At 71.2% G+C, this 24,934-nt stretch carries 24 protein-coding genes; 12 read left to right on the top strand and 12 right to left on the bottom strand.

Annotated elements, in window-relative coordinates:
* Positions 1-2: 2 nt before the first annotated feature.
* A complete protein-coding gene (locus ND450_RS04440; protein WP_253324870.1) occupies positions 3-1,889 on the bottom strand; it encodes an acyltransferase family protein in 1,887 nt (628 codons plus the stop codon).
* 172 nt (positions 1,890-2,061) lie between these two features.
* Between ND450_RS04440 and ND450_RS04435 the strand changes: the two genes are divergently transcribed.
* From ND450_RS04435 to ND450_RS04425, 3 genes are all read left to right on the top strand, one after another.
* The gene (locus ND450_RS04435; RefSeq protein WP_253324869.1) at positions 2,062-2,226 is read left to right on the top strand and encodes a hypothetical protein; all 165 of its coding nucleotides are present in this window, start codon (positions 2,062-2,064) and stop codon (positions 2,224-2,226) included.
* A gap of 102 nt (positions 2,227-2,328) precedes the next feature.
* A complete protein-coding gene (locus ND450_RS04430) occupies positions 2,329-2,835 on the top strand; it encodes a CBS domain-containing protein (RefSeq protein WP_253324868.1) in 507 nt (168 codons plus the stop codon).
* An 81-nt stretch (positions 2,836-2,916) separates the two neighbouring features.
* Positions 2,917-4,200, top strand: a complete 1,284-nt coding sequence (locus ND450_RS04425) for an SLC13 family permease (RefSeq protein ID WP_089924740.1) — start codon at positions 2,917-2,919, stop codon at positions 4,198-4,200.
* Here the strand turns inward: ND450_RS04425 and ND450_RS04420 are convergent.
* The gene (locus ND450_RS04420; protein WP_253324867.1) at positions 4,176-5,402 is read right to left on the bottom strand and encodes an MFS transporter; all 1,227 of its coding nucleotides are present in this window, start codon (positions 5,400-5,402) and stop codon (positions 4,176-4,178) included. The two genes, ND450_RS04425 and ND450_RS04420, sit on opposite strands and share 25 nt — an antisense overlap.
* Entirely contained in the window at positions 5,399-6,373 is a 975-nt protein-coding gene (locus ND450_RS04415; protein ID WP_253324866.1) for a YafY family protein, read from the bottom strand. The genes ND450_RS04420 and ND450_RS04415 overlap by 4 nt, the downstream gene beginning before the upstream one ends.
* A 92-nt stretch (positions 6,374-6,465) precedes the next feature.
* On the opposite strand from ND450_RS04415, the gene ND450_RS04410 reads away from it, so the two are divergent.
* Positions 6,466-6,861, top strand: a complete 396-nt coding sequence (locus tag ND450_RS04410; protein ID WP_253327857.1) for a RidA family protein — start codon at positions 6,466-6,468, stop codon at positions 6,859-6,861.
* 77 nt (positions 6,862-6,938) lie between these two features.
* On the opposite strand, the gene ND450_RS04405 is transcribed toward ND450_RS04410, so the two are convergent.
* The 4 genes from ND450_RS04405 to ND450_RS04390 form a co-directional block, all read right to left on the bottom strand.
* Complete coding sequence (locus ND450_RS04405) at positions 6,939-8,258, bottom strand: DUF2254 domain-containing protein (RefSeq protein WP_253324865.1); 1,320 nt, start codon at positions 8,256-8,258, stop codon at positions 6,939-6,941.
* Positions 8,259-8,282: 24 nt separating this feature from the next.
* Positions 8,283-8,585 (bottom strand): putative quinol monooxygenase, encoded by a 303-nt coding sequence (locus ND450_RS04400; protein WP_253324864.1) that lies wholly within the window; start codon positions 8,583-8,585, stop codon positions 8,283-8,285.
* An 85-nt stretch (positions 8,586-8,670) separates the two neighbouring features.
* Positions 8,671-9,987 (bottom strand): SLC13 family permease, encoded by a 1,317-nt coding sequence (locus tag ND450_RS04395; RefSeq protein ID WP_253324863.1) that lies wholly within the window; start codon positions 9,985-9,987, stop codon positions 8,671-8,673.
* Between the two features lie 60 nt (positions 9,988-10,047).
* Entirely contained in the window at positions 10,048-11,151 is a 1,104-nt protein-coding gene (locus ND450_RS04390; RefSeq protein ID WP_253324862.1) for a PrpF domain-containing protein, read from the bottom strand.
* Positions 11,152-11,417: 266 nt separating this feature from the next.
* Here ND450_RS04390 and ND450_RS04385 point away from each other — a divergent pair, with 266 nt between their 5' ends.
* Positions 11,418-12,329, top strand: coding sequence for a LysR family transcriptional regulator (locus tag ND450_RS04385; protein WP_089924754.1), 912 nt, complete (start codon positions 11,418-11,420; stop codon positions 12,327-12,329).
* 45 nt (positions 12,330-12,374) lie between these two features.
* Here ND450_RS04385 and ND450_RS04380 read toward each other — a convergent pair whose 3' ends face one another.
* Positions 12,375-13,172 (bottom strand): PaaX family transcriptional regulator C-terminal domain-containing protein, encoded by a 798-nt coding sequence (locus tag ND450_RS04380; protein WP_253324861.1) that lies wholly within the window; start codon positions 13,170-13,172, stop codon positions 12,375-12,377.
* A gap of 91 nt (positions 13,173-13,263) precedes the next feature.
* Between ND450_RS04380 and ND450_RS04375 the strand changes: the two genes are divergently transcribed.
* Genes ND450_RS04375 through ND450_RS04355 form a run of 5 tightly spaced genes read left to right on the top strand, consistent with a single transcriptional unit; the run spans position 13,264 to position 18,170 of the window.
* The gene (locus tag ND450_RS04375; protein WP_253324860.1) at positions 13,264-14,142 is read left to right on the top strand and encodes an SDR family NAD(P)-dependent oxidoreductase; all 879 of its coding nucleotides are present in this window, start codon (positions 13,264-13,266) and stop codon (positions 14,140-14,142) included.
* Complete coding sequence (locus ND450_RS04370) at positions 14,139-15,014, top strand: amidohydrolase family protein (protein ID WP_253324859.1); 876 nt, start codon at positions 14,139-14,141, stop codon at positions 15,012-15,014. Before ND450_RS04375 ends, ND450_RS04370 begins: the two co-directional genes overlap by 4 nt.
* The gene (locus tag ND450_RS04365; protein WP_253324858.1) at positions 15,011-15,469 is read left to right on the top strand and encodes a MaoC family dehydratase; all 459 of its coding nucleotides are present in this window, start codon (positions 15,011-15,013) and stop codon (positions 15,467-15,469) included. Before ND450_RS04370 ends, ND450_RS04365 begins: the two co-directional genes overlap by 4 nt.
* A 9-nt stretch (positions 15,470-15,478) precedes the next feature.
* Entirely contained in the window at positions 15,479-16,795 is a 1,317-nt protein-coding gene (locus ND450_RS04360; RefSeq protein ID WP_253324857.1) for an MFS transporter, read from the top strand.
* Positions 16,779-18,170: a long-chain fatty acid--CoA ligase gene (locus ND450_RS04355; protein WP_253324856.1), complete on the top strand. Its 1,392-nt coding sequence runs from the start codon at positions 16,779-16,781 to the stop codon at positions 18,168-18,170. The genes ND450_RS04360 and ND450_RS04355 overlap by 17 nt, the downstream gene beginning before the upstream one ends.
* On the opposite strand, the gene ND450_RS04350 is transcribed toward ND450_RS04355, so the two are convergent.
* Positions 18,139-18,771 (bottom strand): TetR/AcrR family transcriptional regulator, encoded by a 633-nt coding sequence (locus ND450_RS04350; protein ID WP_253324855.1) that lies wholly within the window; start codon positions 18,769-18,771, stop codon positions 18,139-18,141. The genes ND450_RS04355 and ND450_RS04350 overlap by 32 nt on opposite strands.
* Positions 18,772-18,870: 99 nt before the next feature.
* Here ND450_RS04350 and ND450_RS04345 point away from each other — a divergent pair, with 99 nt between their 5' ends.
* Complete coding sequence (locus ND450_RS04345; RefSeq protein WP_253324854.1) at positions 18,871-19,629, top strand: SDR family NAD(P)-dependent oxidoreductase; 759 nt, start codon at positions 18,871-18,873, stop codon at positions 19,627-19,629.
* On the opposite strand, the gene ND450_RS04340 is transcribed toward ND450_RS04345, so the two are convergent.
* Positions 19,618-22,431 (bottom strand): BTAD domain-containing putative transcriptional regulator, encoded by a 2,814-nt coding sequence (locus ND450_RS04340; protein WP_253324853.1) that lies wholly within the window; start codon positions 22,429-22,431, stop codon positions 19,618-19,620. The two genes, ND450_RS04345 and ND450_RS04340, sit on opposite strands and share 12 nt — an antisense overlap.
* A 38-nt stretch (positions 22,432-22,469) precedes the next feature.
* On the opposite strand from ND450_RS04340, the gene ND450_RS04335 reads away from it, so the two are divergent.
* Positions 22,470-23,339 carry an alpha/beta fold hydrolase gene (locus tag ND450_RS04335; RefSeq protein ID WP_371927652.1) on the top strand — a complete coding sequence of 290 codons (870 nt, stop codon included), beginning with the start codon at positions 22,470-22,472 and terminating at the stop codon, positions 23,337-23,339.
* A gap of 12 nt (positions 23,340-23,351) precedes the next feature.
* Here the strand turns inward: ND450_RS04335 and ND450_RS04330 are convergent, their stop codons facing one another.
* Positions 23,352-23,711 (bottom strand): hypothetical protein, encoded by a 360-nt coding sequence (locus tag ND450_RS04330; protein WP_253324851.1) that lies wholly within the window; start codon positions 23,709-23,711, stop codon positions 23,352-23,354.
* Between the two features lie 9 nt (positions 23,712-23,720).
* Positions 23,721-24,686, bottom strand: a complete 966-nt coding sequence (locus ND450_RS04325) for a hypothetical protein (RefSeq protein WP_253324850.1) — start codon at positions 24,684-24,686, stop codon at positions 23,721-23,723.
* Positions 24,687-24,934 lie beyond the last annotated feature (248 nt).

The following is a 24,934-nucleotide window of genomic DNA, read 5'->3' as shown; positions in this document are numbered from 1 at the left end:
GTTCACTCGACCAGAGCCTCGGTGACGGCGTCGAGCGCCTGCTCGACCACCTCCGACAACGAGCGCATGAACGTCGCGCTCACGTGGTTGTCGTCAAAGTTGACCAGCAGGTCGCCCTTCACCGGCGGGCACTGGTCCTCGGTGCACAGCTCGTCGCTGAAGTCGAGGAACGACACGTTGCCCGGCACGTCGAGGTGGGCGTAGGGAGGCACCGGCGAGAGCAGTTCGGAACGCGGTGCGCCGCACCGGGCCGCGGGGCCGTGCACCTGCACGCAGTCGAGCACCGAGAAGCTGTAGCGGGGGTTGTCGCGCACCGCCACGACCGGGATTCCCGCGTCGTCGAGCTGGCGCCAGCGCTCGACGAAGCCCGGCGGCGTCACCTCGGTCAGTCCTACCTGGACGTTGCGCGTGGCGAGGGTGAACACGAAGTCGGGGCGCAGGTCGAGGATCTCGGTGGTGGCGTCCTCGTTCCACCGCACGCACGACTGGTCGCCGGGGTTCTTCTCCGACCGCGTGGAGTACGGGCAGGCGCCCTTGAGCATCGCGACCAGCTGCCAGTTCCGGCGTTGCGCGATCGGCTCCAGCGCGGCGATGTACTGCTGGACGTGCGAGTCGCCGACGAGGACGACGCGTTTGGCCGGGGTGCCGTCGGCGGGGCCGTGGCAGATCTCCAGGTCCTGGTTGCGCGGTGACCTCTCGCAGTGCTGGCCTTCGATCGCCGCGAAGTCCGTGGCGGCGACCTGCGCGGCCACCTCGCGCGGGCCGGCCGGGTGCAGGAACGCGGTCGCCGCGAGCAGCGGGACGAGCAGCAGCGGGGTGAGGGTGCGGGCCCTCCAGCGCGACTTGCGCACGGGTTCCTCGACGAGGTGGTGCGTGGCCGCCGCGAGCAGCAGCGACGCGCCGATGATGGCGAGACCGCCGAGCAGGCCGACCTCGCTGCGACCCCTGATCACGAGCCACCCGACCAGCACCGGCCAGTGCCAGAGGTAGAGGGAGTAGCTGAGATCTCCCAGGTACCGCAACGGCTCGGCGGACAGGAGGCGGTCCGCGCCGAACCGGCTGCCGGTGGCCCCGGCGACGATCACCGCGGCGGCGCAGGCCGTCGGCCACAGCGCCAGGTAGCCGGGGAAGGCCGCGCCGACGTCCAGGACCAGTCCGCAGACCAGCAACCCCAGCAGCCCGGTCCAGCCCAGTACCGTCCTCAGTGGACGCGACAGCTCGATCCGCGACACCACCAGCGCCAGGATCCCACCGAAGGCGAACTCCCAGATCCGCGTCGCCGTGTGGAAGTAGGCCAGCGGCTGGTCGAGGGCCGTGAGCCACACGGAGAAACCGAGCGACACAGCGAAAACCGCGAGCAGCACGCGTGCGAGCGAGCCCCGCAGCAGCGTGACCACCAGGACGAGCAAGGGCCACAGCAGGTAGAACTGCCCCTGGATCGACAGCGACCAGAAGTGCTGGACGACGCTCGCGTGCTCGTGCTGCGCGTAGTAGTCCGTCGAATCCGACGCCAGCTGCCAATTTTCCAGGAACAGCGCGGAGGCGATCACCTCGCGCACGGTCTGCGACCAGCGGTTCTCCGGCAGCAGCAGCGCACCGGCCACGAGCGTCGTGCCGAGTACGACGACGGCGGCGGGCAGGAGCCTCTTGGCCGTCCTGCTCCACGTCGCGCGCAGGTCGATCCGCCCGCGCCCGGCGGCGCGCACGAGCTGACCCGTCACCAGGAAACCGGAGATCAGGAAGAAGACGTCGACACCGCCGGAGACGCGGCCCAGCCACACGTGGTAGACGACCACGAGCAGTGCGGCCACCGCACGCAGGCCCTGCAGTTCCGCGCGATAGGTCCGGCCCGGCGCCTGCTCCGCCGCTCTGTGATCACTGCCCAGCACGCCTGCGAGGCTGGCGTGTCACGGCCGCGCGGTAAATCCGTGGCAACACCCAAATCCGCCCCGCGCCACCCCTGCCCACGGCGGGAGGTTGAGTGCCCGGACGGATCGTCCGCACACCGTGCGACGGGCATCGTGGACGGCACCACCCCTCCGACCGCCGCTGGGAGGCGCCATGGTCCACACCGGCCACACCACCCGCACTCGACGGCCGCTGCCCTGGGTACTGCTCGGGGTCGCACTGGCCCTGCTGATCGCCGGAATCGCCACGCCGCACGCACTTCTGATCGCCGCCGGGCTGATCCTGGCCGGCCTGATCGGCCTGGACCGCAAGCCCTGACTGCATGTCCGCCACGTCCGAAATGGGTGTTGCACCCGATAGTTCCGGACGGCCGTCCCGCCCAGACTGGGAACCACGACCTGGCTGGAGACGGGAGGCGACATGTCCACAGCGGGACGACTGGCCGGACGCACCGAACGGGCTGATGCCATGCAGGCACGCGACATCGCCATCAACGTCCCGACCGTGACGGTCGACGACCCGATCACCAAGGCGGTGCGGGTGATGGCGGTCAACAGGCTGCCGGGGCTCATCGTGGTCGACGACCGCGCCCGGCCGTGGACGGTGCTGCCCGGCACCCAGGTGCTGCGGCTCGCGGTTCCCCAGTCCTACCAGGAGGACCCGGCGCTCGCCCGCGTCCTGGACGAGGGTTCCGCCGACCTGTTCTGGATGGAGCTGAGCGACCGCACCGTCGGCGACGTGGCGCCGAACCAGCGCGCCAAACCCGCGACCGTCCGCGCCGACGCGACCCTGCTGGAGGTCGCGGCGCTGATGGCACGCCAGCACAGCCCGCTCGTCGCCGTCGTCGACGAGGCGGGAGTGCTCGTCGGGGCGATCACCCTCGACCGCCTCATCACCTCGCTCGCCGTCTACACCGGCGAGGACTGAGCCCACCGGACCATCTGTCCCCCGTCACCGCCGGCGTGCTGAACTCGCGCCGGCGGTGACAGCCATCGGGTTGGGAGATCCGTGAGCGCCGCACTCGCCCTGACGATCTTCCTCGTCGCGTTCTTCTTCATCGCCACCGAGAAGGCGAACAAGGTCAAGGTCGTCCTCGTCGCCGCCGGGCTGATGGCCGTGTTCGGGCTGGTCCCGGGCTCGGAGGTGTTCTTCTCCGAACACGCGGGCATCGACTGGAACGTCATCTTCCTGCTGTTCGGCATGATGATCATCGTCGGCATCGTCAAGCAGACCGGTGTGTTCGACTACCTCGCCATCTGGGCCGCCAAGAAGGCCCGCGGCCGCCCGTACCGGTTGATGGTCATGCTGATGATCATCACCGCGATCGCGTCGCCGTTCCTGGACAACGTCACCACGATCATGCTGGTCGCGCCGGTCACCATCGTGGTCTGCAACCGTCTGAAGATCGCCGCCCAGCCGTACCTCATCGCGGAGGTGCTGGCGTCCAACATCGGTGGTGCCGCGACGTTGATCGGTGATCCGCCGAACATCATCATCGGCAGCCGGGCCGGGCTGACGTTCATGGACTTCCTCGTGCACATGGCGCCGATCGTCGCCGTCGTGTTCGTGGTCTTCGTGCTGCTCACGAAAGTCCTGTTCCGCAGGTCGTTCCAGTACAACGCCGAGAACGTCGAAGCCGTGATGGCGTTGCAGGAACGGCGGGCGATCACCGATCCGGCGATGCTGCGCCGATGCCTGATCGTGTTCACCGGCGTGGTGATCGGGTTCGGTCTGCACGCGGTGGTGCACGTCGATCCCGCGATCGTCGCACTCGTCGGCGCGGGCGTGATGCTGCTCGTGACGCGGGCGGACGTGAACGACGTGCTCGCCGAGGTCGAGTGGCCGACGCTGACGTTCTTCATGGGCCTGTTCGTGATGGTGGCCGGTCTCGTCCACACAGGAGTGATCGAGACCGTGGGCACGTGGGCGGTCTCGGCGTTCGGGGACAACTACTTCGCCGCCGCCACCGCGTTGCTCTTCGGTTCCAGCGTGCTCGGCGCGTTCTTCGACAACATCCCGTACGTCGCCACGATGACCCCGGTGGTCGAGGGCATGGTCGCGGAGATCCCCGACGCCGCGACGGGTCAGTCGCTGTGGTGGGCGTTCGCCCTCGGCGCGGACTTCGGCGGCAACGGCACGGCGGTCGCCGCGAGCGCCAACGTCGTCGCGCTCGGCATCGCCGCCCGCGCCGGGCACCGGATCAGCTTCTGGCAGTTCACCCGCTACGGCATCGTCGTGACGCTGGTGAGCACCGCCATGGCGTGGGTCTACGTCTGGCTGCGGTACTTCTGACGCCGCAGCACGGGGGACACCCAGGCCGTCGTGACTCCCGCGAACAGCACCGCGAGCCCGCCGGCGAGTCCCGCCCGCGGATCACCGGCGGCGACCGACAGGACACCGGCCAGCCCCGCCCCCAGGGGCTGGCCGAGACCCCAGGCGACCATCCGCGCAGTGGTGTTGACCCGCGACTGCAGCTCCTCCGGGCAGACCTGCTGCCGGTAGGTGATCCCGTTGATCACCACGAGGGCGCCGGTGACGCCCCACAGCGTGGCCGTGACGCACAGGACGATCCAGTGCCCGCTGACGAGCACCAGGCAGCCGCAGAGCAGGGACAGCGGCAGCGTCGCCAGCGACACCCTCGCGTTGCCCCAGCGCCGGGTCGCCTTCGGGAACAACCGCGAGGCGACGACCGCGCCCACACCCCAGCAGCTGAACAGCACGGCCAGCCGCGGATCGCCCTTCGGCGCCACCCCGAGCACCTTGTCGGCGAACGGCACGAGCACCGCCATCCACGCGCCGCTCGCCACCGAATGCGTGGCGCCGACGAGGGTCAGGACCCGGATGACCGGCTCGCGCCAGAGGAACCGCAGCCCCTCCTTCACGTCCTCGGTGAGCTCACCCGCCCCGCGCACCGGCCGCGGAGTGCTCAGCACGCTGGTGATGGCGCGCAACAACAACGCCGACCCGACCGCCGTCAACGCGTTCACCGCCAGCAGTGCCGCCGGCGCGACGACCGCCACGAGCAGGCCCGTCAGGCCGGGCACGACGAGTTCCACGACGGTCGTGCGTCCGTACAGGGTCGAGTAGGCGGCGGGAAGCTTCTCCTTGCCCACCAACGTGGGCAGCGCGCCGAAGTTCGCCGCGTCGAAGAACACGAACGCGGTCTGCGTCGCGAACGCCACCACCACGACGTGCGGCGCCGTCAGCCCGCCGAGCAACCAGGCCAGCGGCACGCTGAACAACACCACGGCGACGGTGACGTCCATCGCGACCATCATCAGCCGGCGGTCCAGCCGATCCGCGAGAGCACCGGCCAGCAGCCCGAACACGAGGTACGGCAACGCTTCCGCGGCCGTCACGGCCGACGTCCAGCCCACCGAGCCCGTGAGCTGGTAGACCAGGACGGGCAGCGCCACCGCCGACACCACGGCGCCGGTCACCGACAGCACCCGTGCGTTGAGGTACCGGCGGAAGTCGTGTTCGGTTCCTGTCACCGCGATCCCTCCCCGTACCGGCCGGCGACCGCCGCCGCCCGGTCCCTCACCCTGTCGCGCAACCACTGCGGCTCCAGCGCTTCCGCCCCCGTCGACAGCTGCCACAGCGCCCATTCCGCGTGCCGGGCGTCCTGGAACGTGACCTCCATCCGCAGCCGGTCGCGGTCGGGTTCCTCCGCGAGCACGGCCAAGGCGGTCCTCACCAGTTCCTCGCGCCGTGCCGGATCCACCCGCAACACCACCGCCACCTGGTCACCGCCGGTCCGGAACCTCGTGCTGCGCTCCTGCCAGAGCCGGTCCAGGTCGACCCGGTCCGGACGCTCCGCCGGTTCGTCCAGTTCCTCGGCAGCGAGGACCCGCGACAACCGGTAGGTGCGGTCCTCCCCCGCCCTGCGCGCCAGCAGGTAGCCCTGCCCCCGCGCGGTGACCAGGCCGATCGGGTCGACCGTGCGCCACCGCGCCGCGCTGCCCGAAGCCTCGTAGCGGATGCGCAGCCGACGCCCCGCGAACACCGCGCGCCGCACCTGCGCCACGACCGCGTCCGGCAGTTCCTCCTCGGCGCAGCGGCGGGCGAGCAGATCGATCTCCGGGTCGACGAGCAGGCGTTCCGCCGCACCGGCCGCGGTCTGCCGGTAGCCCTCGGGCAGCGCGTCGACCACCTTCAGCATCGCCGAGGCGAGCGCCGATCCGAGACCGAACACCTGCGCCCCGCGACGCGAGCCGGCGACCAGCAGGGCGAGCGCCTCGTCGTGGTTCAGGCCGGTCAGCTCGGTCCGGAAACCGGGCAGCAGCGCGAAACCGCCGTGCCGGCCGCGTTCGGCGTAGACCGGGACCCCGGCTGCGGACAACGCTTCGACGTCGCGCAGCACCGTCCGGGTGGACACCTCGAGCTCACGGGCGAGCGAGGTGGCCGACAGCCGCCCGTGCCGCCGCAGCAACAGGACCAGCGAGACCAACCGGTCGGCACGCATGCGGAAAACCCTACGGGAATACACGACAGAGGATGTCGCGTATTCGTTGGCAGGCTCACCAGCGACAACCCGAGATTGGAGCTGCAGTGGCACTGGAACGAACGCCCGTCGACCCGTGGGCGTGGTCGGCGGAGCTGGGCTACCACCAGGGCGAGGTCGTGACCGGGCAGACCCGGACGCTGTACCTCGCCGGGCAGACCGCGACGAACGCCGACGGCAAGCCCGAGCACGTCGGCGACATGGCGGCGCAGGTCGCGCTGAGCCTCGACAACCTGGAGGCAGTGCTGGCGGAGGCGGGGATGACGCTCGCGAACCTCGTGCGGCTCACCGTCTACACCACCGACGTCGACCTGCTCTTCCAGCACTACGGCGTGCTGGCGGCACGGCTGGGCGCCGCGCGCGTTGCGCCGCCGACGACGATGCTGGGGGTCGGCAGGCTGGCGCTCGCGGACCTGGTGGTGGAGTTGGAAGGGACGGCCGTGGCATGACGACCGCGGGGGGCCGGGACCGCCTTCCGCCGGGGTCCCGGTCACCTCGCACGACCGCGAAGAGATCCGCGGGCGGATCATCCCCGAGAACCGGTTCTCCCGTTCGGTGAGGGAGTCGCCGAACGCCCGGCCGGCTGCGGCGGGCCGCTGAGGTCGGCCCCGGATCCGACACCCTGCTGGTCGGGCACGAGTGCGGCTCGCCGATCGGGTCCGTCGTCGTAGTGGTGCTCGACCGCGGAGGTGAGGAGGCTCAGTTGCCGGTCGAGCGCGGGATGCCGTTGCGGTGGCGCGACCGCCTTGAGGTCGTGCAGCGCGGCGAAGATCCGGCGCGGTACCTGCGGTGAGGCGACTCCGGCCAGCCGGAGCTCGTCGAAGGCGAGTCGCACGTAGCCGTCCCATCCGAGAACGCGCTCGGTGAGCCGGACGTCGCCGTGGGCGTCGTCGTGCCGCCCGGTCGGGAAGCTCCGGGTGGCGAGCTGGCGGAGGGCGTCGTGCAGGCGGTCGATGACCATGACGGTCGTGGTGGGGTCGGTGAAGGGCTGGGCGATGCCGCGTTCGGCGATGTCGACGAGCTTGCGGAAGCCGTAGGCCGGGTCGTCGCCGTGGGTGCGTTCGGCGGCGAGGACTACGAGCCCGGCCAGCTGCCCGTGGTCCAGGCGGGCGGCGTCGCCGCGGATCCGGAACAGCGGCGCGCCCGCGGGCACGAAGTCTCCCATCATGGGAACCAGTTCGAGCACGCAGCCGGCGTCGTGGGCGGCGGCGACCAGGGCGGGGCGGTCCAGGTCGACCACGATCCCGGATTCGGGGCAGACGACCACGTCGCGCGGGGCCGGCGTCGAGTCGTCGGACGTGTAGAGCCGGTCGATCTGTTCGTGGAGGTGGTCGCCGACCAGGTCGATCAGGCCGGCGGCGCGCAACGAGTTCCCGGAGTGGTGCATGTAGAGGAACAGGGTGGCGATGCTGGCCAGCATGAGCAGGTAGGCCACCAGGACCGTCAGGCCGGGCACGGTGCCTCCACCCGCGACGTCCAGCTCGCGCAGCGCGAGGACGGCGAAGGTGAACGTCGAGGCGAACAGCCCGTAGGCGAGCTGACTGGCCCGGTCCTGCAGCAGTGCCCGCACGATCCGCGGCGAGAACTGGCCCATGGCGAGCTGCACGGCCACCGTGGTGATGGTCAGGACGAGCGTGGTCAGGGTGACCATGGCCGACGCGATCGTGCTGAGGATCGTGGACACCGCGTCCGGCTTGCCGGTGATGCTGGTCGGGATCATGCGGTCGCCGATCGACCGGTCGATCGCGACGGTGATCGTGGACAGCGCGATCGCGGCGAGCACGCAGAGCAGGGGAACGATCCAGAGCTCGCCTCGCAGGCGGTGACGGGTGCGCAGGGACGGCATCGGCGACTTCCTCCGCATCCGGGGTCAGCCCGGGAGCTTCGAAGCGAGGACGTCGACGTTCTCGATCACAGGTGACACGGTGAACAGCTCCTCGGCGCGCTGCCCGAGCGCGGTGCCCACGCCACCGGAGAGGTGGGCCTGCCGACCCGCGTCGTCGGGGAACACGTCGAAGATGCCGAACGTGGACTCGTCGAACCGGACGGCGAACCAGGCCCGGGTGTCGGGTTCCTGCTCGACGACCGCCTGCGCGTCCGCCAGGAACTGCGCCACCTCCGACTCCTTGCCCGGCTTCGCCTGCACACGGACCAGCAGACCGACTCGCACCATGGCTCCTCCTTCGGTGGGTACTCCTTCAACCGGTCGGCCTACCCGTGCCGGTTCGAGGCAAACACCCACCGAAGTCCACCGGGGGTCAGAACGAGCCGGGCAGCACGAGAACCGCCCAGGCGGCGATCGGTCCGAGCGCGACGATGACGCAGGTGTAGGAGATCACCTGCCGGTAGAAGCGGGTCCGGTCGACACCGCGGGCGTTGGCGAGGACCAGCGCGCCGTTGGTGGAGAACGGTGAGACGTCCACGATCGTCGTGGAGATGGCCATGGCGGCGACGACCCCCACAGCGGGCAGGGAATCGGTGAGCAGCAACGGGATCGCCATCGGGATGGTCGCGGTGAGGATCGCCGTCGAGGAGGCGAAGGCCGAGGTGACGCCGACGATGACGCACAGCACCAGCGCCACGAGCAACGGCGCGCCCAGCCCGACCGCACCGTGGGCGACCCAGTCGATGGTGCCCGAGTGCTCCAGCACCCCGACGTACGTGACCATTCCCGCGACCAGGAGGATCGTCGGCCAGCTGATGCCCTCGACGGCCTTGCCGAGGTTCTCCCGGTCGAACAGGGCGAGCACGGCACCCGCGGCCAGCGCCAGGAAACCGACCTGCAGGTGGAACGCGAGCGCCCCGACCACGAGCACGACCAGCGCCGCCAGCGTGGCGCGCTGACGCCAGGCCACCGCGACCGCCTGCGGCTTGACCGCGGTGGCCACACCGCCGCCACTCGGCTCGGGTGCACCGCCCGAGCTCCCCGCGGCACCACCGGTCGCGACGTCGTCCGGGTGCTCGACGAAGCTCTCCTCGCCCCGCCGGCGCAGCAACGCGTAGGTGCCGGCGGCCAGCAGCAGGTTGAAGCCCAGGCTCGCGAAGAACAACGTGGCGTGGGAGATCGTCAGACCGGACTTGACGACGATGCCGTAGACGAGCGCCCCGGACACCGCCATCGGGGAGAACGCCCCGGCGTGGGCGCCGCAGATCACCATCATGCCGATCATCAGCGGGCTGATGCGGTAGGCGAAGGCGAAGCTCATCCCGACCGGCACCAGCAGTGCGACGGCCGCCGGGGTGAAGGTGCCCAGTGCGGTCAGCGTGGCGGCGACGACGAACAGGACCCACGGCACCAGGATCGCGCGGCCTCGCACCAGCCGGATCCCACCCTGGACCAGCAGGTCGATCGTGCCGTTGAGCTTGGCGACGGAGAACAGGTAGGTCACCCCGACGACGGTGATGAACAGCGAGACCGGGAAGCCCTCGAAGATCTCTTTCTCGTCGAGGCCGAACACGAAGGTGCCGACCAGGAACGACGCGACCAGCGCGAGGATCCCGATGTTGATGGGCAGCACGGTGGCGACCACGAACATGCCGCCCAGAACCAGGATCGCGATTATCTGTGATGACATCATTGTCCTCTTCGGTCGTGCGCTCGCCCCGACGCTGCCGTCCGGGCGGGACGGTGCGGGTCAGGAGGCCGCGGCGGCCGGTGTCGGGAGAGAGGGCTCCAGCGGCGCGTCGTCGGGGAGCACGAGGGTCGCGTCGCCGATGCGGCGGGTGGTTCGGGTGACCCCGATCGCGAGCAGTCCGTCGCGGGTGCCGGCACGCGTGGTCACGACTCCGGCCGGAGTGTCCAGGCGCAGCACCTCCAGCTCACCGGCGGTGAAGTCGGACAGGACGGTACCCGGCGTGTGCGCGGCGGCGGTGAGTGCGACGCTGCCGGTGATGGCCAGTGCGGGGTGCGTCCGTCCCATGGACAGCATCCGCACCGTCACGTCGGAACGGTCCGGTCGGCCCGGGCCGACCAGGGCGAGCTTGGGGGTGGCGCGGGCGGCCCCGGCGGGATCGCCCGCGAGACCCATGCGGACCGCGGCGGCGCGCCGGATGCGGTCCAACCGGGCCAGCAGGTCCTCCTGGGCGTCCAGGTCGGCCGGGGACGCCTCGCCGTCCACCCCGACCTCGTCCGCGGGGACGAGGACCACGGGCGCCCCGGCGTCGAGCAGCGTGACGCGCACCCCGTCCACCACGTCGACCGCGTTGCCCGTGGGCAGCAACGCCCCGGTCGTGCGGCCGGCCGGGTCGACGAACCACAGCCGCACCCCGAGGCCGGGCTGGGCCACCCCGGGAATGCGGTCTCCGCCCTCCTCGGTCACCTGACCCGAGGGCGTCGGCACGTCCACGACGATCAGCTGGCCGGTGTTGGTGTTGTTGATCCGCACCGTGGTCACCTCGCCGGTGGGCACCACCCAGCCGCGCCGCAGCGCGTAGGGCCCGACGACCGCCGAGCAGTTGCCGCAGTTGCTCGTCCAGTCCACCCGCCCGTCGGCGATCCCGATCTGGGCGAACGTGTACTCGACGTCGATGCCCGGCCGATCGCTCCTGGCGAGCACGACGGCCTTGCTGGTCGTGGACGTCGCCCCGCCGACACCGTCGACCTGGCGCGGGTCAGGGCTTCCGTACAGCCGCAGCAGCACCTCGTCGAGGTCGCGACCGGGCACCGCGAGCACGTCGCGCTCGAACACCCAGCACTTGCTGGTACCACCGCGCATCCAGGTCGCCGGTATCTCTCGCACAGCCACTCCTTCGCGACGGTGCAACACCGCCGTAACAACCAGGGGAACGACGGCAACGGTGACCCGCACGGACCTTGAACACAATCACGGAAAACTCGATGCCCGTGAAGTTCTGCTTCATGCTCAGATGCCCTGGAACAAGCACCTGTGCAGGTCCTCACGATGAACTTCGCAGATGAACGCCTCGCTCCAGCGTGAAGCTAAGCTGCACGGAACGTACCGATGAGTGAAGTTCCAAACCTGAATTTTCTCGCAGAGGAGCGGCCATGTTGGATGTCCGGCGTCTGGCACTGCTCGCAGCCGTGGTGGACACGGGTTCCATGACCGCCGCCGCGGACCAGCTGGGTTACACCCCTTCCGCAGTCTCCCAGCAGCTGCGCCGACTCGAGGTGGAAGCCGGTCAGCCACTTCTGCACCGGCAGGCCAGAGGGGTGCGTCCCACCGAGGCGGGCGCCCTGCTGGCAGGCCACGCCCGCCACGTCCTGCGCAGGCTCAGCGCCGCCGAGGCCGACCTGGCCGAACTCGCGGGACTGCGCCGCGGCACCGTCGCGATGGGCGTGTTCCCGACCATCGCGAGCGCCCTGCTCCCCCAGGCCGTCAGCCGGTTCCGCCGCCAGCACCCCGATCTCCGCCTGGACGTGCGCAGCACCCGCTTCGACGAGCTCGTCGAGCTGCTGGAGGACGGCACCGTCGGCATCGCACTGCTGTGGGACTACGCGTGGAACCGCGTCGACGTGCCCGACATCTCCCTCACCCCGCTGCTGGACGACCCGACCGTGCTCATCGTCGCCGCCGACCACCGCCTGGCCCGCAAGCGGTTCACCACCATGTCCGACCTCGCCCACGAGGACTGGATCGTCCGCGCCCACGAGCACCCGGTGGCCGAGGTGCTCGAACGCAGCTGCCGCGCGGCCGGGTTCACCCCGAAGATCGCGTTCGAGGCCAACGACTACCAGGAGGCGCAGGCCATGGTCAGCGTCGGAGTCGGAATCGCACTGGCACCCAGGACCGCGGTGCGCAACCCGCACCCGGACGTCCGCGTGCTCGCCCTCGGCACGGACGTGCCGGCCCGCCGCGTCCTGCTGGCACACCGCCAGGACCGGCTCCGCGCACCGGCCGAACTCGCCCTGCACCAGCTCGTGGTCGACGTCGCCCGCGAGTACCAGACCAAGCCCTGACCTGGTTCCGCGATCGTGGTGTGACCGGCCCGCAGCGATGGGCGTTCAGGTGCCGGCCACCTCGACCGACTCGATGGCGGCGGCCGCGAGCGGTGCCGCCGTCTTCACGTAGCGCGTGGCCAGGGACTGGAACACCTGCTCCGCCTCGATCGCGGGCCAGTCGCGGTCGAGCAGTTCGGCCGGCAGGTGCGGGTCCTGCCGGACGAGGTCGAGCCAGTCGGCGTGAAGCAGCAGCTGGCGGGCCAGGTCGTCGGGCAGCGAGTCGTCCGGTTCACGCCACCGCGTCAGGAAGTCCTGGTAGCGCGCGGCGATGGCGGCCGTGTCGAACGCCCTCCGCGCCAGGTCGGCCGCCTCCGTCGGCTTCGCGTGCTGCGCGGTGAAGACCGTGACGTTGCCTGCGAGACCGAGGCTCTCGACCACCTCGGTGACGTCACGGGTGCCGGGCGCGATCCAGAGCCCGTTCTGCACCGGGCCGAAGCCCGCCCACTGCAGTTGCGAGCGCAGGTCGTGCCGTTCGCCGCGGCGGCCCTCCGGCAGCGAGAAGCCGACCAGGGTCCACGTGCCGTCCCAGTCCCTGTTCACGGCGCCGCGCTGCCAGATCCGGCGTTCACCGTCGCGCAGCACGTCCGTCGCGCGCGGCGTGAGTCCGAAGTAGACCTTGCGGCCGCCGCGGTGCTTGGTGAGCAGTCCGCGCGAGGTCATGCGGGTCAGCGTCGAGCGCACCGCCTCCTCCGAGACGTCCACGCGCCCGAACACGTCGATGAAGCTGCCCGAGTAGACCGCGATGCCGCGGTCGAACACGTACAGGCCCAGGAAGTTGAGCATCAAGGACTGGGGTGTCACCGGCACCACGATACATGTTGGGCAGCATCTAGACGAGCGTCATGAATGTGCCCTACTTTGGTGGCGATCCCCCACCGAGAGGACTCGCCTGATGGAGCTGTCGGGAAAGGTCGCGATCGTCACCGGCGCCGGCCGCGGACTGGGACGGGCGTACGCGGAAGCGTTGGCGCGCAACGGGGCCCGGGTCGTCGTCAACGACGTGGACGACTCCGCCGAGGAGGTCGCGGCGAGCATCGGCGGACGGGCGGTGATCGCGCCGGTCGGGTCCACCGAGACCGCCGACCTGCTCGTCTCCGCGGCCGTCGAGGAGTTCGGGCGGCTCGACGTGCTGGTCACCAACGCGGGCATCCTGCGCGACCGCGTGCTGTGGAAGATGACCGACGACGAGTTCGACGCCGTGATCGACGTGCACCTGCGCGGCACGTTCACCTGCGCCCGCGCGGCGGCGGTGCGGATGCGCGAGCAGGGCACCGGCGGCAGCCTCGTGCTGGTCTCCTCCCCCGCCGGGCAGCGCGGCAACTTCGGGCAGACCAACTACTCCGCCGCCAAGGCCGGGATCGCCGCCATGGCGCGGACCTGGGCGCTCGAGCTCGCCAAGTCCGGCATCGCCGTCAACGCGGTCGTGCCGGTCGCCGCCACCGAGATGACGCGGACCATCCCCGCCTTCGCGCCGGTGATCGAGGAGTCGGAACGCACCGGTGCGCCGCTGCCGTCGTGGGTGCGGCACGACGAGGGCCTCGGCACGGTCGAGGACGTCGCCGAGCTGATCGTCTACCTGGCGTCGGACGCGGCGAAAGGCGTGACGGGGCAGGCGATCGGCATCGGTGGTGACCGGCTCGCCCTCTGGTCGCACCCCGCCGAGAAGCAGGTCGAGTTCTCGGACGGCGGCTGGAAGGCCGCCCAGATCGCCGAGCGGTTCGCCGAGTTCGAGCCCGAGACCTACGGGATCCCGCAGCCGGTGGCGCCGTGAACATCGACGAGATCGTGGCCATCGACGTCCACACCCACGCCGAGATCTCGCGCGACGGGCACAGTTCGCTGAGCCCCGCGTTGCTCGAGGCGTCGGCCAAGTACTTCAAGGCGGCCCACCGGCAGCCGACGATCGCCGAGACCGCCGCGATCTACCGCGAGCGGAAGATGGCCGCGGTGATCTTCACGGTCGACGCCGAGCACGCGACCGGTCACCCGCGCATCTCCAACGAGGAGGTGGCCGCGTCCTGCGCCGAGCACGCCGACGTGCTGATCCCGTTCGCGAGCGTCGACCCCTGGAAGGGCAGGGCGGCGGTGAGGGAGGCCCGGAAGCTCGTCGAGGAGCACGGCGTGCGGGGCTTCAAGTTCCACCCCAGCCTCCAGGACTTCTCGCCGAACGACCGGATGGCGTACCCGCTGTACGAGGTGGTCGAGGAGCTCGGCGTCCCCGCGCTGTTCCACAGTGGACAGACCGGGATCGGCGCGGGTGTCCCCGGAGGCGGCGGCATCCGGCTCAAGCACTCCAACCCGATGCTCGTGGACGACGTCGCCGTCGACTTCCCGCACCTGAAGATCGTGCTCGCCCACCCCTCGTTCCCCTGGCAGGACGAGGCGCTCGCGGTGGCGACGCACAAACCGTTCGTGCACATCGACCTGTCCGGCTGGTCGCCGAAGTACTTCCCGCCGAACCTCGTCCGGTACGCCAACACCCTGTTGCAGGACAAGGTGCTCTTCGGCTCGGACCATCCCGTGATCACCCCGGACCGCTGGCTGGCGGACTTCGCGAAGCTCGACATCTCCGACGAGGTCCGCCCGAAGATCCTCAAGCACAACGCCGCCCGTCTGCTCGGACTCGTGAAGGAGGACGCGTGACCACCACCGTGAACGGAATCGCAGAGCTGAGGGCCCTGGCGGGCAGGGATCTCGGGCACACCGACTGGCTCCAGGTCGACCAGGACCGGGTCGACACGTTCGCCTCCGCCACCGACGACCACCAGTGGATCCACGTCGACCCGGAACGCGCCGCCACCGGGCCGTTCGGCGGCACGATCGCCCACGGCTACCTGACGCTGGCGCTGCTCATCCCGCTGATGACCGAGCTGCTGGAGGTCTCCGGCGTGCGGATGAGCCTCAACTACGGGCTGGACAAGGTGCGGTTCCCCGCGCCCGTGCCGGTCGGCGCCAAGATCCGGCTCCGGGGAACCGTCGCGTCCGTCGAGGACGTGCCGGGCGACGGCGTGCAGCTCACCGTCGACTTCACGGTCGAGATCGAGGGCTCCGCGAAGCCCGCTTGCGTCGCACGTGCCGTCTACCGCCACTACACATGAGGTGAGGTCATGGCGCCAACAACGCAGTTACGCCGTGCCGTTGCGTCCAGCTTCCTGGGCAGTGTGATCGAGTACTACGACTTCCTGCTCTACGCCACCGCGTCCGCGATCGTGTTCAACAAGGTCTTCTTCTCCTCCCTGGACCCGCTGGTCGGCACGATCGCGAGCTTCGGCACGTTCGCCACCGGCTACCTCGCCCGCCCGCTCGGCGGTGTCCTCTTCGGACACTACGGGGACCTGCTGGGACGCAAGAAGATGCTCGTGCTGACCATGAGCCTGATGGGTGTGGCGAGCTTCCTGATCGGCCTGCTGCCCACCTACGCCCAGGTCGGCTGGCTCGCTCCCGCCGGCCTGATCCTGCTGCGGGTGCTGCAGGGCATCTCCGTCGGCGGCGAGTGGGGCGGAGCCGTGCTGATGTCGGCCGAGCACGCCACCTCGCGGCGCGGGCTGTGGGCGAGCTTCACCAACGCCGGCGCGCCGTGCGGCATGGTGCTCTCGACGGCCGCCCTGACCGGGACCGCCGCGCTCGTCGGCGAGCAGGCGTTCCTCGAGTGGGGCTGGCGGGTGCCGTTCCTGCTCAGCGTCGTGCTGCTCGGCATCGGTCTGTTCGTGCGGTTGAAGGTCGAGGAGACCCCGGTCTTCCAGGCCGGGCGCAGGCCGGGCTCCATGCCGTTGGTCGACGTGCTGCGCAACCACCCGCGCACGCTGGCGCTCGGGATCGGCGTCGGTCTCGCCGCGTTCGTCGCGCAGTCGACCCTGACGACGTTCGTGCTGGCGTACGGAGTGCAGGCGGGGGAAAGCAGGCAGATGATCCTCAACGCGCTGACGCTCTCCTCGGCGCTCGCGGTGCTCGGCATCATCGGCTGGTCCGCGGCGTCGGACAGGTTCGGGCGCAGGCCGGTCGTCCTCGCGGGCGCCGTGCTCATGGCGGCGTTCGGCTTCGCGCTGTTCCCCCTGGTGGACAACGGGTACGTCGTCATCGCGCTGGTGCTCGGCCAGGCCGTGATCCACCCGATGATGTACGGGCCGCTCGCCGCGCTGTACAGCGAGCTGTTCACCACCGGCAGCCGCTACACCGGCGCCTCGCTCGGTTACCAGCTCGCGGGTCTCGGCGCCGGGTTCGCGCCGCTGATCTTCGCGCAGGTGCAGAAGTCGTCGGGCACGGGCGCGATCCCGTTCATCCTCGCGGCCTTCTGCCTGCTCACCGTCGTGTGCACGGTGGTCCTCCGGGAGACCAGCCGGACCAGCCTGACAGGAGACAGGGATGCGGAACTCGGGACTGGGCAGCTGGCCCCACCGCCGCGCACGCATGGCGCCGAAGCGTAAGGCGTTCACCTACAACGGGGTCTCGACGACGTACGACGAGCTGGCCGTCCGCACGACCCGCCTCGCGTGGCGGTTGCGGGAGCTCGGCGTGCGGCACGGTGACCGGGTCGCGTACCTCGGCCCGAACCACCCGTCGTTCGCCGAGACCCTGTTCGCCGCGCACCAGCTGGGCGCGATCTTCGTGCCGCTGAACTTCCGCCTCACGCCCGCGGAGGTGAACTACCAGCTGGCGGACTGCGGCGCGCACGTCCTCGTGCACGCGCCTTCCCACGCCGCCGAGCACCCGCGCGCGGTGTCGCTCGCGGAGTACGAGGACTGGCTGCTGGGCGGCTCCGACGAACCGGTCGACGAGCCCGTCGACATCGGCGAGCCCGCGCTGATCCTCTACACCTCCGGCACGACCGGCAGGCCCAAGGGCGCGGTGCTGACCCACGCCAACCTGCTGTGGAACACCTTCAACCTGATGATCGGCGTCGACCTCGCCTCCGACGAGGTCGCGCTGGTCACCGCGCCGCTGTTCCACGTCGCCGCGCTGGCCCAGACGTTGCTGCCCACCTTCGTCAAGGGTGGGCACTGCGTCATCACCTCGGGCTGGGACGTCACCGCGTGCGTGTCGTTGATCGAAGAGCACGGCGTGACGTCGATGTTCGGCGTGTCGACCATGTTCGCGGACCTGGCGTCGTCGTCGTTGTGGCACACGGCGGACCTGTCGTCGTTGCGGGTGCTGCTGTGTGGCGGGGCGGCGGTGCCGGACGCGGTGATCCGCGCCTACCAGGACCGCGGCCTGGTGTTCTGCCAGGGCTACGGCCTCACCGAGACCGCGCCGGGCGCCACGTTCCTGGAGGCGTCCGACAGCGTTCAACGCGCGGGTTCGGCCGGTCCGTGCGTGTTCTTCGGCGATCTGAGGCTCTCGGACGTCGGCGAGGTCGAGGTGCAGGGCCCGAACGTGACCCCGGGCTACTGGAACGACCCGGTCGCCACCGCGGCCGCGTTCACCGAGGACGGCTGGTTCCGCACCGGCGACCTCGGCCGGCTCGACGACGGCCACCTGTACGTCCTCGACCGCCTCAAGGACATGTACATCTCCGGCGGCGAGAACGTCTACCCGGCCGAGGTCGAGAACGCGATCACCTCGCACCCGGACGTCGCCGAGGTGGCGGTCGTCGGGGTGCCGGACCAGCGCTGGGGCGAGGTGGGACGCGCGTTCGTGCGCCCGCGCGACGGCGCCGTCGTGGACGCCGCCGGGTTGCGGGAGTTCCTGGCGCCACGCCTGGCGAAGTACAAGATCCCCGTGCACGTCGAGGTGGTCGCCGAACTGCCGCGAACGGGGTCCGGGAAGGTCCTCAAGCCCGCGCTGCGCCGGGTGCCGTTGTGACCGCGTGACGGCACAGGAGCGTCTGGACCGCCTCGTCCACCGAGTGGGCCAAGGCCTTCTCGGTGGGCGCCCAGTTCACCAGCAGCATCCGCGGCCAGAACGCGAAGTTCGAGATCATGCCGAGGAACTGCGTCGCCGCACCGACCGGGTCGTCGACCACCAGCGTGCCGGCGCCGTGCTCGGCGGCCAGGTAGTCGCGGACGGAGTCGAAGAACGGCTGCTTGCCCAGCTTGAACTGCGTCTGGCCGAGCTCGGGGAAACGTGTCGCCTCGGCGATGACGATGCGGAACAGCGCGACCATGCCCGGCCGCGTCAGCAGCGCCACGTACCGGTCGCCGAGCACCTTGAGCCCCTTCGCGGGGTCGCCCGGCGGCGGCGTGAGCGCGCCCTCCTCCGTGCGCCAGTAGTCGGTGACGATCGCGTCGAACAGCTCGGCCTTCGTGGGGAACTGCTTGAACAGCGTCGCCTTCGAGACCCCGGCCGCGTCGGCGATGCGTGCGAGTGACGTCTTGTCGTAGCCGGACTCCAGGAACAGCGTCGTCGCGGCGTCGACGATGGCCGTCCGCTTCTGCTCCGCCAGGCGCTCGTGGTAGGTCGGCACGCCCCCAGTATGCCACGAGGTGAGTCACTTGACTCACCATCGAGGTCGTGTCTACGGTTCCGAGGTGAGTCACTCAACTCACCACTGGAGGAATGGACGATGGGACGCTTCGACCGACGGACGGTGCTCGTCACCGGCGCGACGAGCGGGATGGGTGCGAGCCACGTGCGGGGCTTCCACACCGAAGGGGCGCGGGTCGTGATCGGCGCGCGGGACCTGGCGGCAGGCGAGGCGTTCGCCGCGGAACTGGGCTCGCGGGCGGTCGCCGTACGCCTCGACGTGACGTCCGAAGCCGACTGGACCGCCGCGCTGGAAGCCGCCGGGCCGATCTCGGTGCTGGTCAACAACGCGGGCGCCCAGCACCCCGCCGCGCTGATCGAGGACACCGCGCTGCAGGTCTGGGAAAGGACGCTCGCGGTGAACCTGACCGGGCAGTTCCTGGGGATCAAGCACGCGGCGGCGTCGTTGCGGCAGGCCGGCGGCGGGTCGATCGTGAACATCGCCTCGACGATGGGCAACGTCGGTCAGGCCTACTACGCGCCTTACGTGGCGAGCAAGTGGGCGCTGCGCGGTCTGACCCGCACGGCGGCGCTCGAACTCGGCCGCGACGGGATCCGGGTGAACTCGGTGCACCCCGGTGTGGTGGCGACGCCGTTCATCACCGAGCCCGTGGCGGACGGGCAGCCGGCCATCGGCGACCTCTACTCCCCCGCCCCGTTCGCCGTGCCGCGGCTCGGGACGCCGGAGGAGGTCACCGCGCTCGTCCTGCACCTCGCCTCGGACGACGGCGCGTTCGCGACCGGGGCGGAGTTCGTGCTGGACGGCGGTCTGCTGCTCGGGCCGGCACTAGTGGCGTAGGTAGTCCACCACCGGGCCGAACGTGAACAGCCCGGTGCCCGCCACCAATTCACCCTTGGCGGGCAACAACATCTCGTGCGCGCGCTGCCACAGTTCGTCGTCCCGCAGCCTGGTCGCCGCCATCGCCAGCAGGCAGGCGCGGACCTCCGTCAGGAGGTCGGCCGGGCCGTCGGGAAGTGCCCGTGCGGCTGCGAGCGCTTCGTCCGGCGGCAAGGCCAGCGGGCGCACCCAGTCGAGGTGCGGGCCCCAGTCGTCGTCCAGGTCCACTGTGGACGGCCCGTGCAGGCTGAGCAGGGCGAGCGGCAGGAGTCCGCTTTCCATGCCCCACATGCCGGTTCCCCGGACGCGCTCGGCCGCGGCCCGGTAGGCGCGGTCGGCTTCGGCCTTCTTCCCCGCCGCCGCGAGTTTCAGCGCGGCGTACCACTCGGTGAAGACGCTGACGAGCGGCAGGTCGTGTTCGTGGGCCAGTTCGTCGGCGGCGGCCGCGTGCCGGTCGGCGGTGGCGAAGTCGGCGAGCGCGGACGAGGCCTGCACGAGGATCAGGTGGCCGAGGACCTCGTGGGTGACCAGGCCACCCGCCACCTCGACGAGTTCGCGCCCGATCTCGGCTCGTTCGCGGGCGAGGCCGGTGCGGTGGAAGGTGTGCATGAAGCGGGCGTTCAGCGCGAACGCGTGCAGGGCGGGATCGCCGAGGTCTCGGGCGATGGCCTCGGCTTCCCGGGCTTCGGCGAGGCGGGCGCCGGTGCCGCGGTCCTCCATGGCGATGGTGGCGAGCAGGCGGGCGCGGGTCGCGGTGGGGCCGGGGAAGGACGGGAGGACGCGTTCGGCGGCGGCGATGAGTTCGGCGGAGTGGGCCGGGTCGTCGTTGGTGGTCCAGATGCCGGGGACGTCGAACGAACCGATCGCCTCGGCCGCCTCCCGCGCACCACCGGCGAGCCGCAGCGCCACCGACCGCTGCCTCCTCGCCTCCTCCAGGTCCCCGCTCACCGCCAGCGCCCTGGCCAGCCCGATCACCAGGTCGGCACGCTCCGTCCCGGCCGCGATCGCCGCTCTCCACCACCGCACCGCCTCACGAGGCGAGCGCGTCCCCTCCGCGGCCTCGGCCAGCGCCCGCACCGCGGCCGCACTCCTGGTCCCCGCGAGGGCGTAGTGGTGCGCACGCGTCCGCACGTCACCTGAGCCGAGCGCCTCCGCCACCACCGCGTGCCAGCGTGCGCGCCTGGTCAGCGACACGTCCTCGTACAGGGTGTCGCGCACCAGCACGTGCGCGAACCGGGCGTGGCCGGGCGCCACCTCCACCACGAACCCCGCGGCGATCGCGGCGTCCAGCGCGTCGAGCACGTCGTGACCCGCCAGTGCGGCCAGCAGATCGACGTCGACGTCCCGGCCGAGCACGGAGGCCTGGTGCAACACGGTCCGCGCCTCGGCCGGCAACCCCGAGAGCCGGTGGCGCAGGACGTCCCGCACACCGGCCGGGACCGCGCCGAGGTCACCGCCGGACTCGACCAGTCGCACGAGTTCCTTGACGTAGAACGGATTGCCTCCGCTGCGTTCATGGATCGCCCGCGCGTCCAGCGAGCCCACCAGTGCGGCGACCGCCTCCTCGTCAAGTCCGCGGAGCTCCACCCTGACCGGTTCGGCGCGCGCCAGCGCCTCCAGCGGCACGGCGGTGCGCGAGGTCACGACGATCAGCACCCTGCCCGACAACCGGGTCGTGGTGAAGGCGGCCAGCACCGCCAGTGTCTCCTCGTCGGCCTGGTGCAGGTCGTCCAGCACCACCAGGACCGGCGCCGCCGACTCCACTGTGGACACGACCGCGCGACGCAGGTGGAACCGGTCGGCCACCGGGAGTGCCGACCCCAGCGCCTCCACGACCTGCTGCCACGGCCACGCCACCGGCGCGTCCTCGGGGCAGCGCGCCCACACCGTCCGCCAGCCCTTCGCGCCGAGCACGGCGCTGAACGCCTCGGCCAGCGCCGTCTTGCCGACACCGGCCTCGCCGGTCACCACCGCGACGCCGAGCCCGGCAGCCGGTGTCGCCGACTCCAGGGCCGCCAGTTCCGCAGACCGTCCCACCAGCGGAGACCGGGGTGCGGGCGTCAGGCGGGGCGACTGGGCGAGGATGTCCGACTCCAGCGCTCGGAGCTCGGGCCCGGGGTCCACGCCCAGGTTCTCGACAAGGGCGAGGCGGGCGGAACGCACCGCTTCCAGCGCGTCGCCCTGACGGCCTTCGCGGTACAGGGCGAGCGCGAGCAGGCTCCACGCCTTCTCGCGCCACGGGTGGTCGGCCAGGTGTGCGCGCAGGTCTGCGGCGACCCCGGCCGCCCGTCCGACGGCCAGCGCGGCCTCGGCACGGCGTTCGACCGCCACCAGCCGCAGTTCCTCCAGCCGGTCGATCTCCGCGCGCGCCCAGTGCTCGTCGGCGAACTCGGCGTAGGCGGGCCCCCGCCACAACGCCAGCGCACCGTCCAGCACGGACAGGTCGCCACCGAGCATCTCCTCGAACCGCCAGGCGTCCACGTCCTCCGCCAGCAACGCGTAGCCCGCGCCCTCGGTGACCAGCAGCGTCGACGGAGTCCGGGGTGGACGACCGGGTTCGAGGGCCTTGCGCAGCGCCCCGACGAACGTCTGCACCGTGCCGAGCGCGCCGTCCGGCGGGTCCTCCCACAGGTCGGCGACGAGCGTGCGCACGGGCACCACCCGGCGGCGCGCGACCAGCAGGCGGGCCAGCACGGCGCGTTGCCGGGGGCCGCCGAGCCGGGCCGACCCGGCGGTCAGCGGGCCCAGCACCCCGAACCTCATCCGGCGCTGATCCGTTGCTGATCGGGCGGCGCCACAGTGTGCTCGTGAACCACACCGCATTCGACTACCAGCGCGTTCAGGTCTCCGGCGGCATCGAGCTGAACGTGGCCACGACCGGCGGCGGAAGCCCCGTCGTGCTCCTGCACGGCTTCCCGCAGACCCACCTCATGTGGCGGCACGTCGCCGCCGGCCTGGCGTCCGACCACACCGTGATCATGCCCGACCTGCGCGGCTACGGCGACAGCGACAAGCCCGCCGACACCGGCTCGACCTACGCCAAGCGCACCATGGCCGCCGACGTGGTCGAGGTCGCGCGGCGGCTAGGGCACGACACGTTCGCCCTGGTGGGACACGACCGCGGCGCGCTCGTCGCGTTCCGCACGGGCCTCGACCACCCGGACCACGTCACGCACCTCGCGTCCCTCGACGTGCTGCCGACGCTCGACATGTGGGACGTGATGCGCGGAACGTCCGCCGCCGTCGGGTTCCACCTGTTCCTGATGGCCCAGCCACCCGGTCTCGCCGAGCAGATGATCAGCGCGGTCCCGGACGCGTTCTTCGGCCACTTCCTCGACATCTGGAGCCAGAAGCCGTTCCCCGGCGACGTCCGCGCCGAGTACCTGCGCGCCTCCCGGGAGGCCGTGACGTCGATCGTCGCGGACTACCGGGCGTCGGCCACGATCGACGTCGAGCACGACACCGCCGACCGGGACGCGGGCACGCGGCTGAAGATGCCGGTCACCGTGCTGCAGCAGGACTGGGGTGCCGCTCTCGGCTTCGACGCGCGGCGGCTGTGGGAGGCCTGGGCACCCGATCTCGACCACCGCACGGTCTCGTGTGGACACTTCATGGCCGAGGAGGCGCCGGACGTGGTCACGGCGGCGATCCGCGACCTGCTGAAGCGCTGATCCCGGCCCCCGTCAGGTCCTGACGCGGCCCTTGGTCGTCCACATCCGGTACCCCGCCGACTGGGCCTCCGCCTCCGACCCGAACGTCATGTCGCCCTTCGTCCGCCGGTAGTACGGCGAGTCCGGCGTGTGGTAGACCATGGTCTTCGAGTTCCCCTTGACCGGCAACGGTTCCTTGACCGGCTTCGGCGCGGCGGGCGGCTGCTCGGAGATCACCACCTGCTCGGTGGTGGAGCGGGGCGCGGGCAGTGCCAGGCGGGCCTTGGGGCGTTCGGGCTGGAGGCGACCGCGGACCGACAGCCACGTCACCAGCACGCCCACGGCGAACGACGCCAGGCAGAGCAGGAACATCTGCGAGAACAACCAGAGCACAGCGAACTCCTAACGGACTACGACGTCGACCTGGCGCGTGGCCGGGTCGTACTCGCCGCCGGGGGCGGGACGGGTCTCGATGGCGATCAACGCGGGTGCCACGCCCTGGCCGACGAGGACGTCGCGGACCATCTCGCCGCGCTTCACCGCCATCGCCTGGTCGGTGCCGTGGGCCACCAGGGTGATCGAGGCTCGGGGGGCCACGAGCAACATGCGGCCGACGCGTTGGATGAGCACCGGGCCGTGGCCCTCGTAGGCGGTGGTGCCCTGCACGAACCGGATGGCGCCGTTGCCGTTGACCAGGCGGGAGATCGAGTCGTGCAGCGCCTCGACGTTGAGATCGCCCGTCGTCGTGGACGGGCCGATCTCGATGCGGTCGGTGACCTGCAGGCCGTTCGCGGCCTGCTTGACGGCGTCGCGGACCGCGGTGGCCCTCACCTCGTCCGGCACGCGGGCGGCGACCACGACCTGTCCGTTGTGGATGGTCGTGGTCACGTCCGACACCTTGGCGGACAGCGCTGCGGTGACCACGCGGCCGATCACGGCCGGCGGGATCGGCAGCAGACCGCCCTGGCGCAGGGCGGCCGTGACGCGGTGGCCGTCGGCCTGCACGGCCTCGATGAGCGCGCGGCGTTCCGCGTCGTCGGCGACCGCGCCGGACACCAGGATCTCGCCACCGCGCAACGCCACGAGCAGCTGCTCGGGTTCGGCCGCGCGCACGTCGGCGGTGCCGACACCGGACACGTCGGACACCACGGCGCGCACCGCGTCCACCGAACGGGGCGCGACCTCGGTGACCACGACCGTGCGGCCGTCGACCGACACGACACCGTGGTAGCCGGCCTTGCCGAGCGCTGTCCGCACGTCGGCGTGCAGCGTCCGTTCGATGCCACCGCCGTGGACGACCACGCCGGTGGCGGCGAGCAACGCGGGCACCAACAGCCCGCCGATCCAAACCGCGTGAGGCAAACGCACGGCGCAGGGGTACCGAACCTCGCCACTCGAAATCCAGCCGCTCCAGCCTTTCGGGTCGGACTTCACCCGGTCAGGTGGCCGGACCGAGTTCGCTGCCACCACGGGTCACGGCACCCTGGACCACGCGAGCCGGCGGCCCCGGGCTGGACGGGGAGCTCCGATCCCGGGGAATCGGCGTACGTTGAAGATCGTGACGACGAGCTCGACCGAGCAGCGGATCCCGCGCCGGGGCGGCCGCGTGACCTTGA

It is taken from the genome of Lentzea sp. HUAS12 (assembly GCF_024125735.1).
Lineage (GTDB): Bacteria > Actinomycetota > Actinomycetes > Mycobacteriales > Pseudonocardiaceae > Lentzea > Lentzea albida.
The sequence above is the reverse complement of the archived record's forward strand: the minus strand, read 5'-3'. Positions and strand labels throughout refer to the sequence as shown.

Coding starts and splice junctions, on each gene's coding strand:
- ND450_RS04360 (WP_253324857.1), top strand. CDS start 15,479: ATGGCGCCAACAACGCAGTTACGCCGTGCCGTTGCGTCCAGCTTCCTG.
- ND450_RS04375 (WP_253324860.1), top strand. CDS start 13,264: ATGGAGCTGTCGGGAAAGGTCGCGATCGTCACCGGCGCCGGCCGCGGA.
- ND450_RS04385 (WP_089924754.1), top strand. CDS start 11,418: ATGTTGGATGTCCGGCGTCTGGCACTGCTCGCAGCCGTGGTGGACACG.
- ND450_RS04415 (WP_253324866.1), bottom strand. CDS start 6,373: ATGCGTGCCGACCGGTTGGTCTCGCTGGTCCTGTTGCTGCGGCGGCAC.
- ND450_RS04345 (WP_253324854.1), top strand. CDS start 18,871: ATGGGACGCTTCGACCGACGGACGGTGCTCGTCACCGGCGCGACGAGC.
- ND450_RS04400 (WP_253324864.1), bottom strand. CDS start 8,585: ATGGTGCGAGTCGGTCTGCTGGTCCGTGTGCAGGCGAAGCCGGGCAAG.
- ND450_RS04395 (WP_253324863.1), bottom strand. CDS start 9,987: ATGTCATCACAGATAATCGCGATCCTGGTTCTGGGCGGCATGTTCGTG.
- ND450_RS04405 (WP_253324865.1), bottom strand. CDS start 8,258: ATGCCGTCCCTGCGCACCCGTCACCGCCTGCGAGGCGAGCTCTGGATC.
- ND450_RS04430 (WP_253324868.1), top strand. CDS start 2,329: ATGTCCACAGCGGGACGACTGGCCGGACGCACCGAACGGGCTGATGCC.
- ND450_RS04340 (WP_253324853.1), bottom strand. CDS start 22,431: ATGAGGTTCGGGGTGCTGGGCCCGCTGACCGCCGGGTCGGCCCGGCTC.
- ND450_RS04355 (WP_253324856.1), top strand. CDS start 16,779: ATGGCGCCGAAGCGTAAGGCGTTCACCTACAACGGGGTCTCGACGACG.
- ND450_RS04435 (WP_253324869.1), top strand. CDS start 2,062: ATGGTCCACACCGGCCACACCACCCGCACTCGACGGCCGCTGCCCTGG.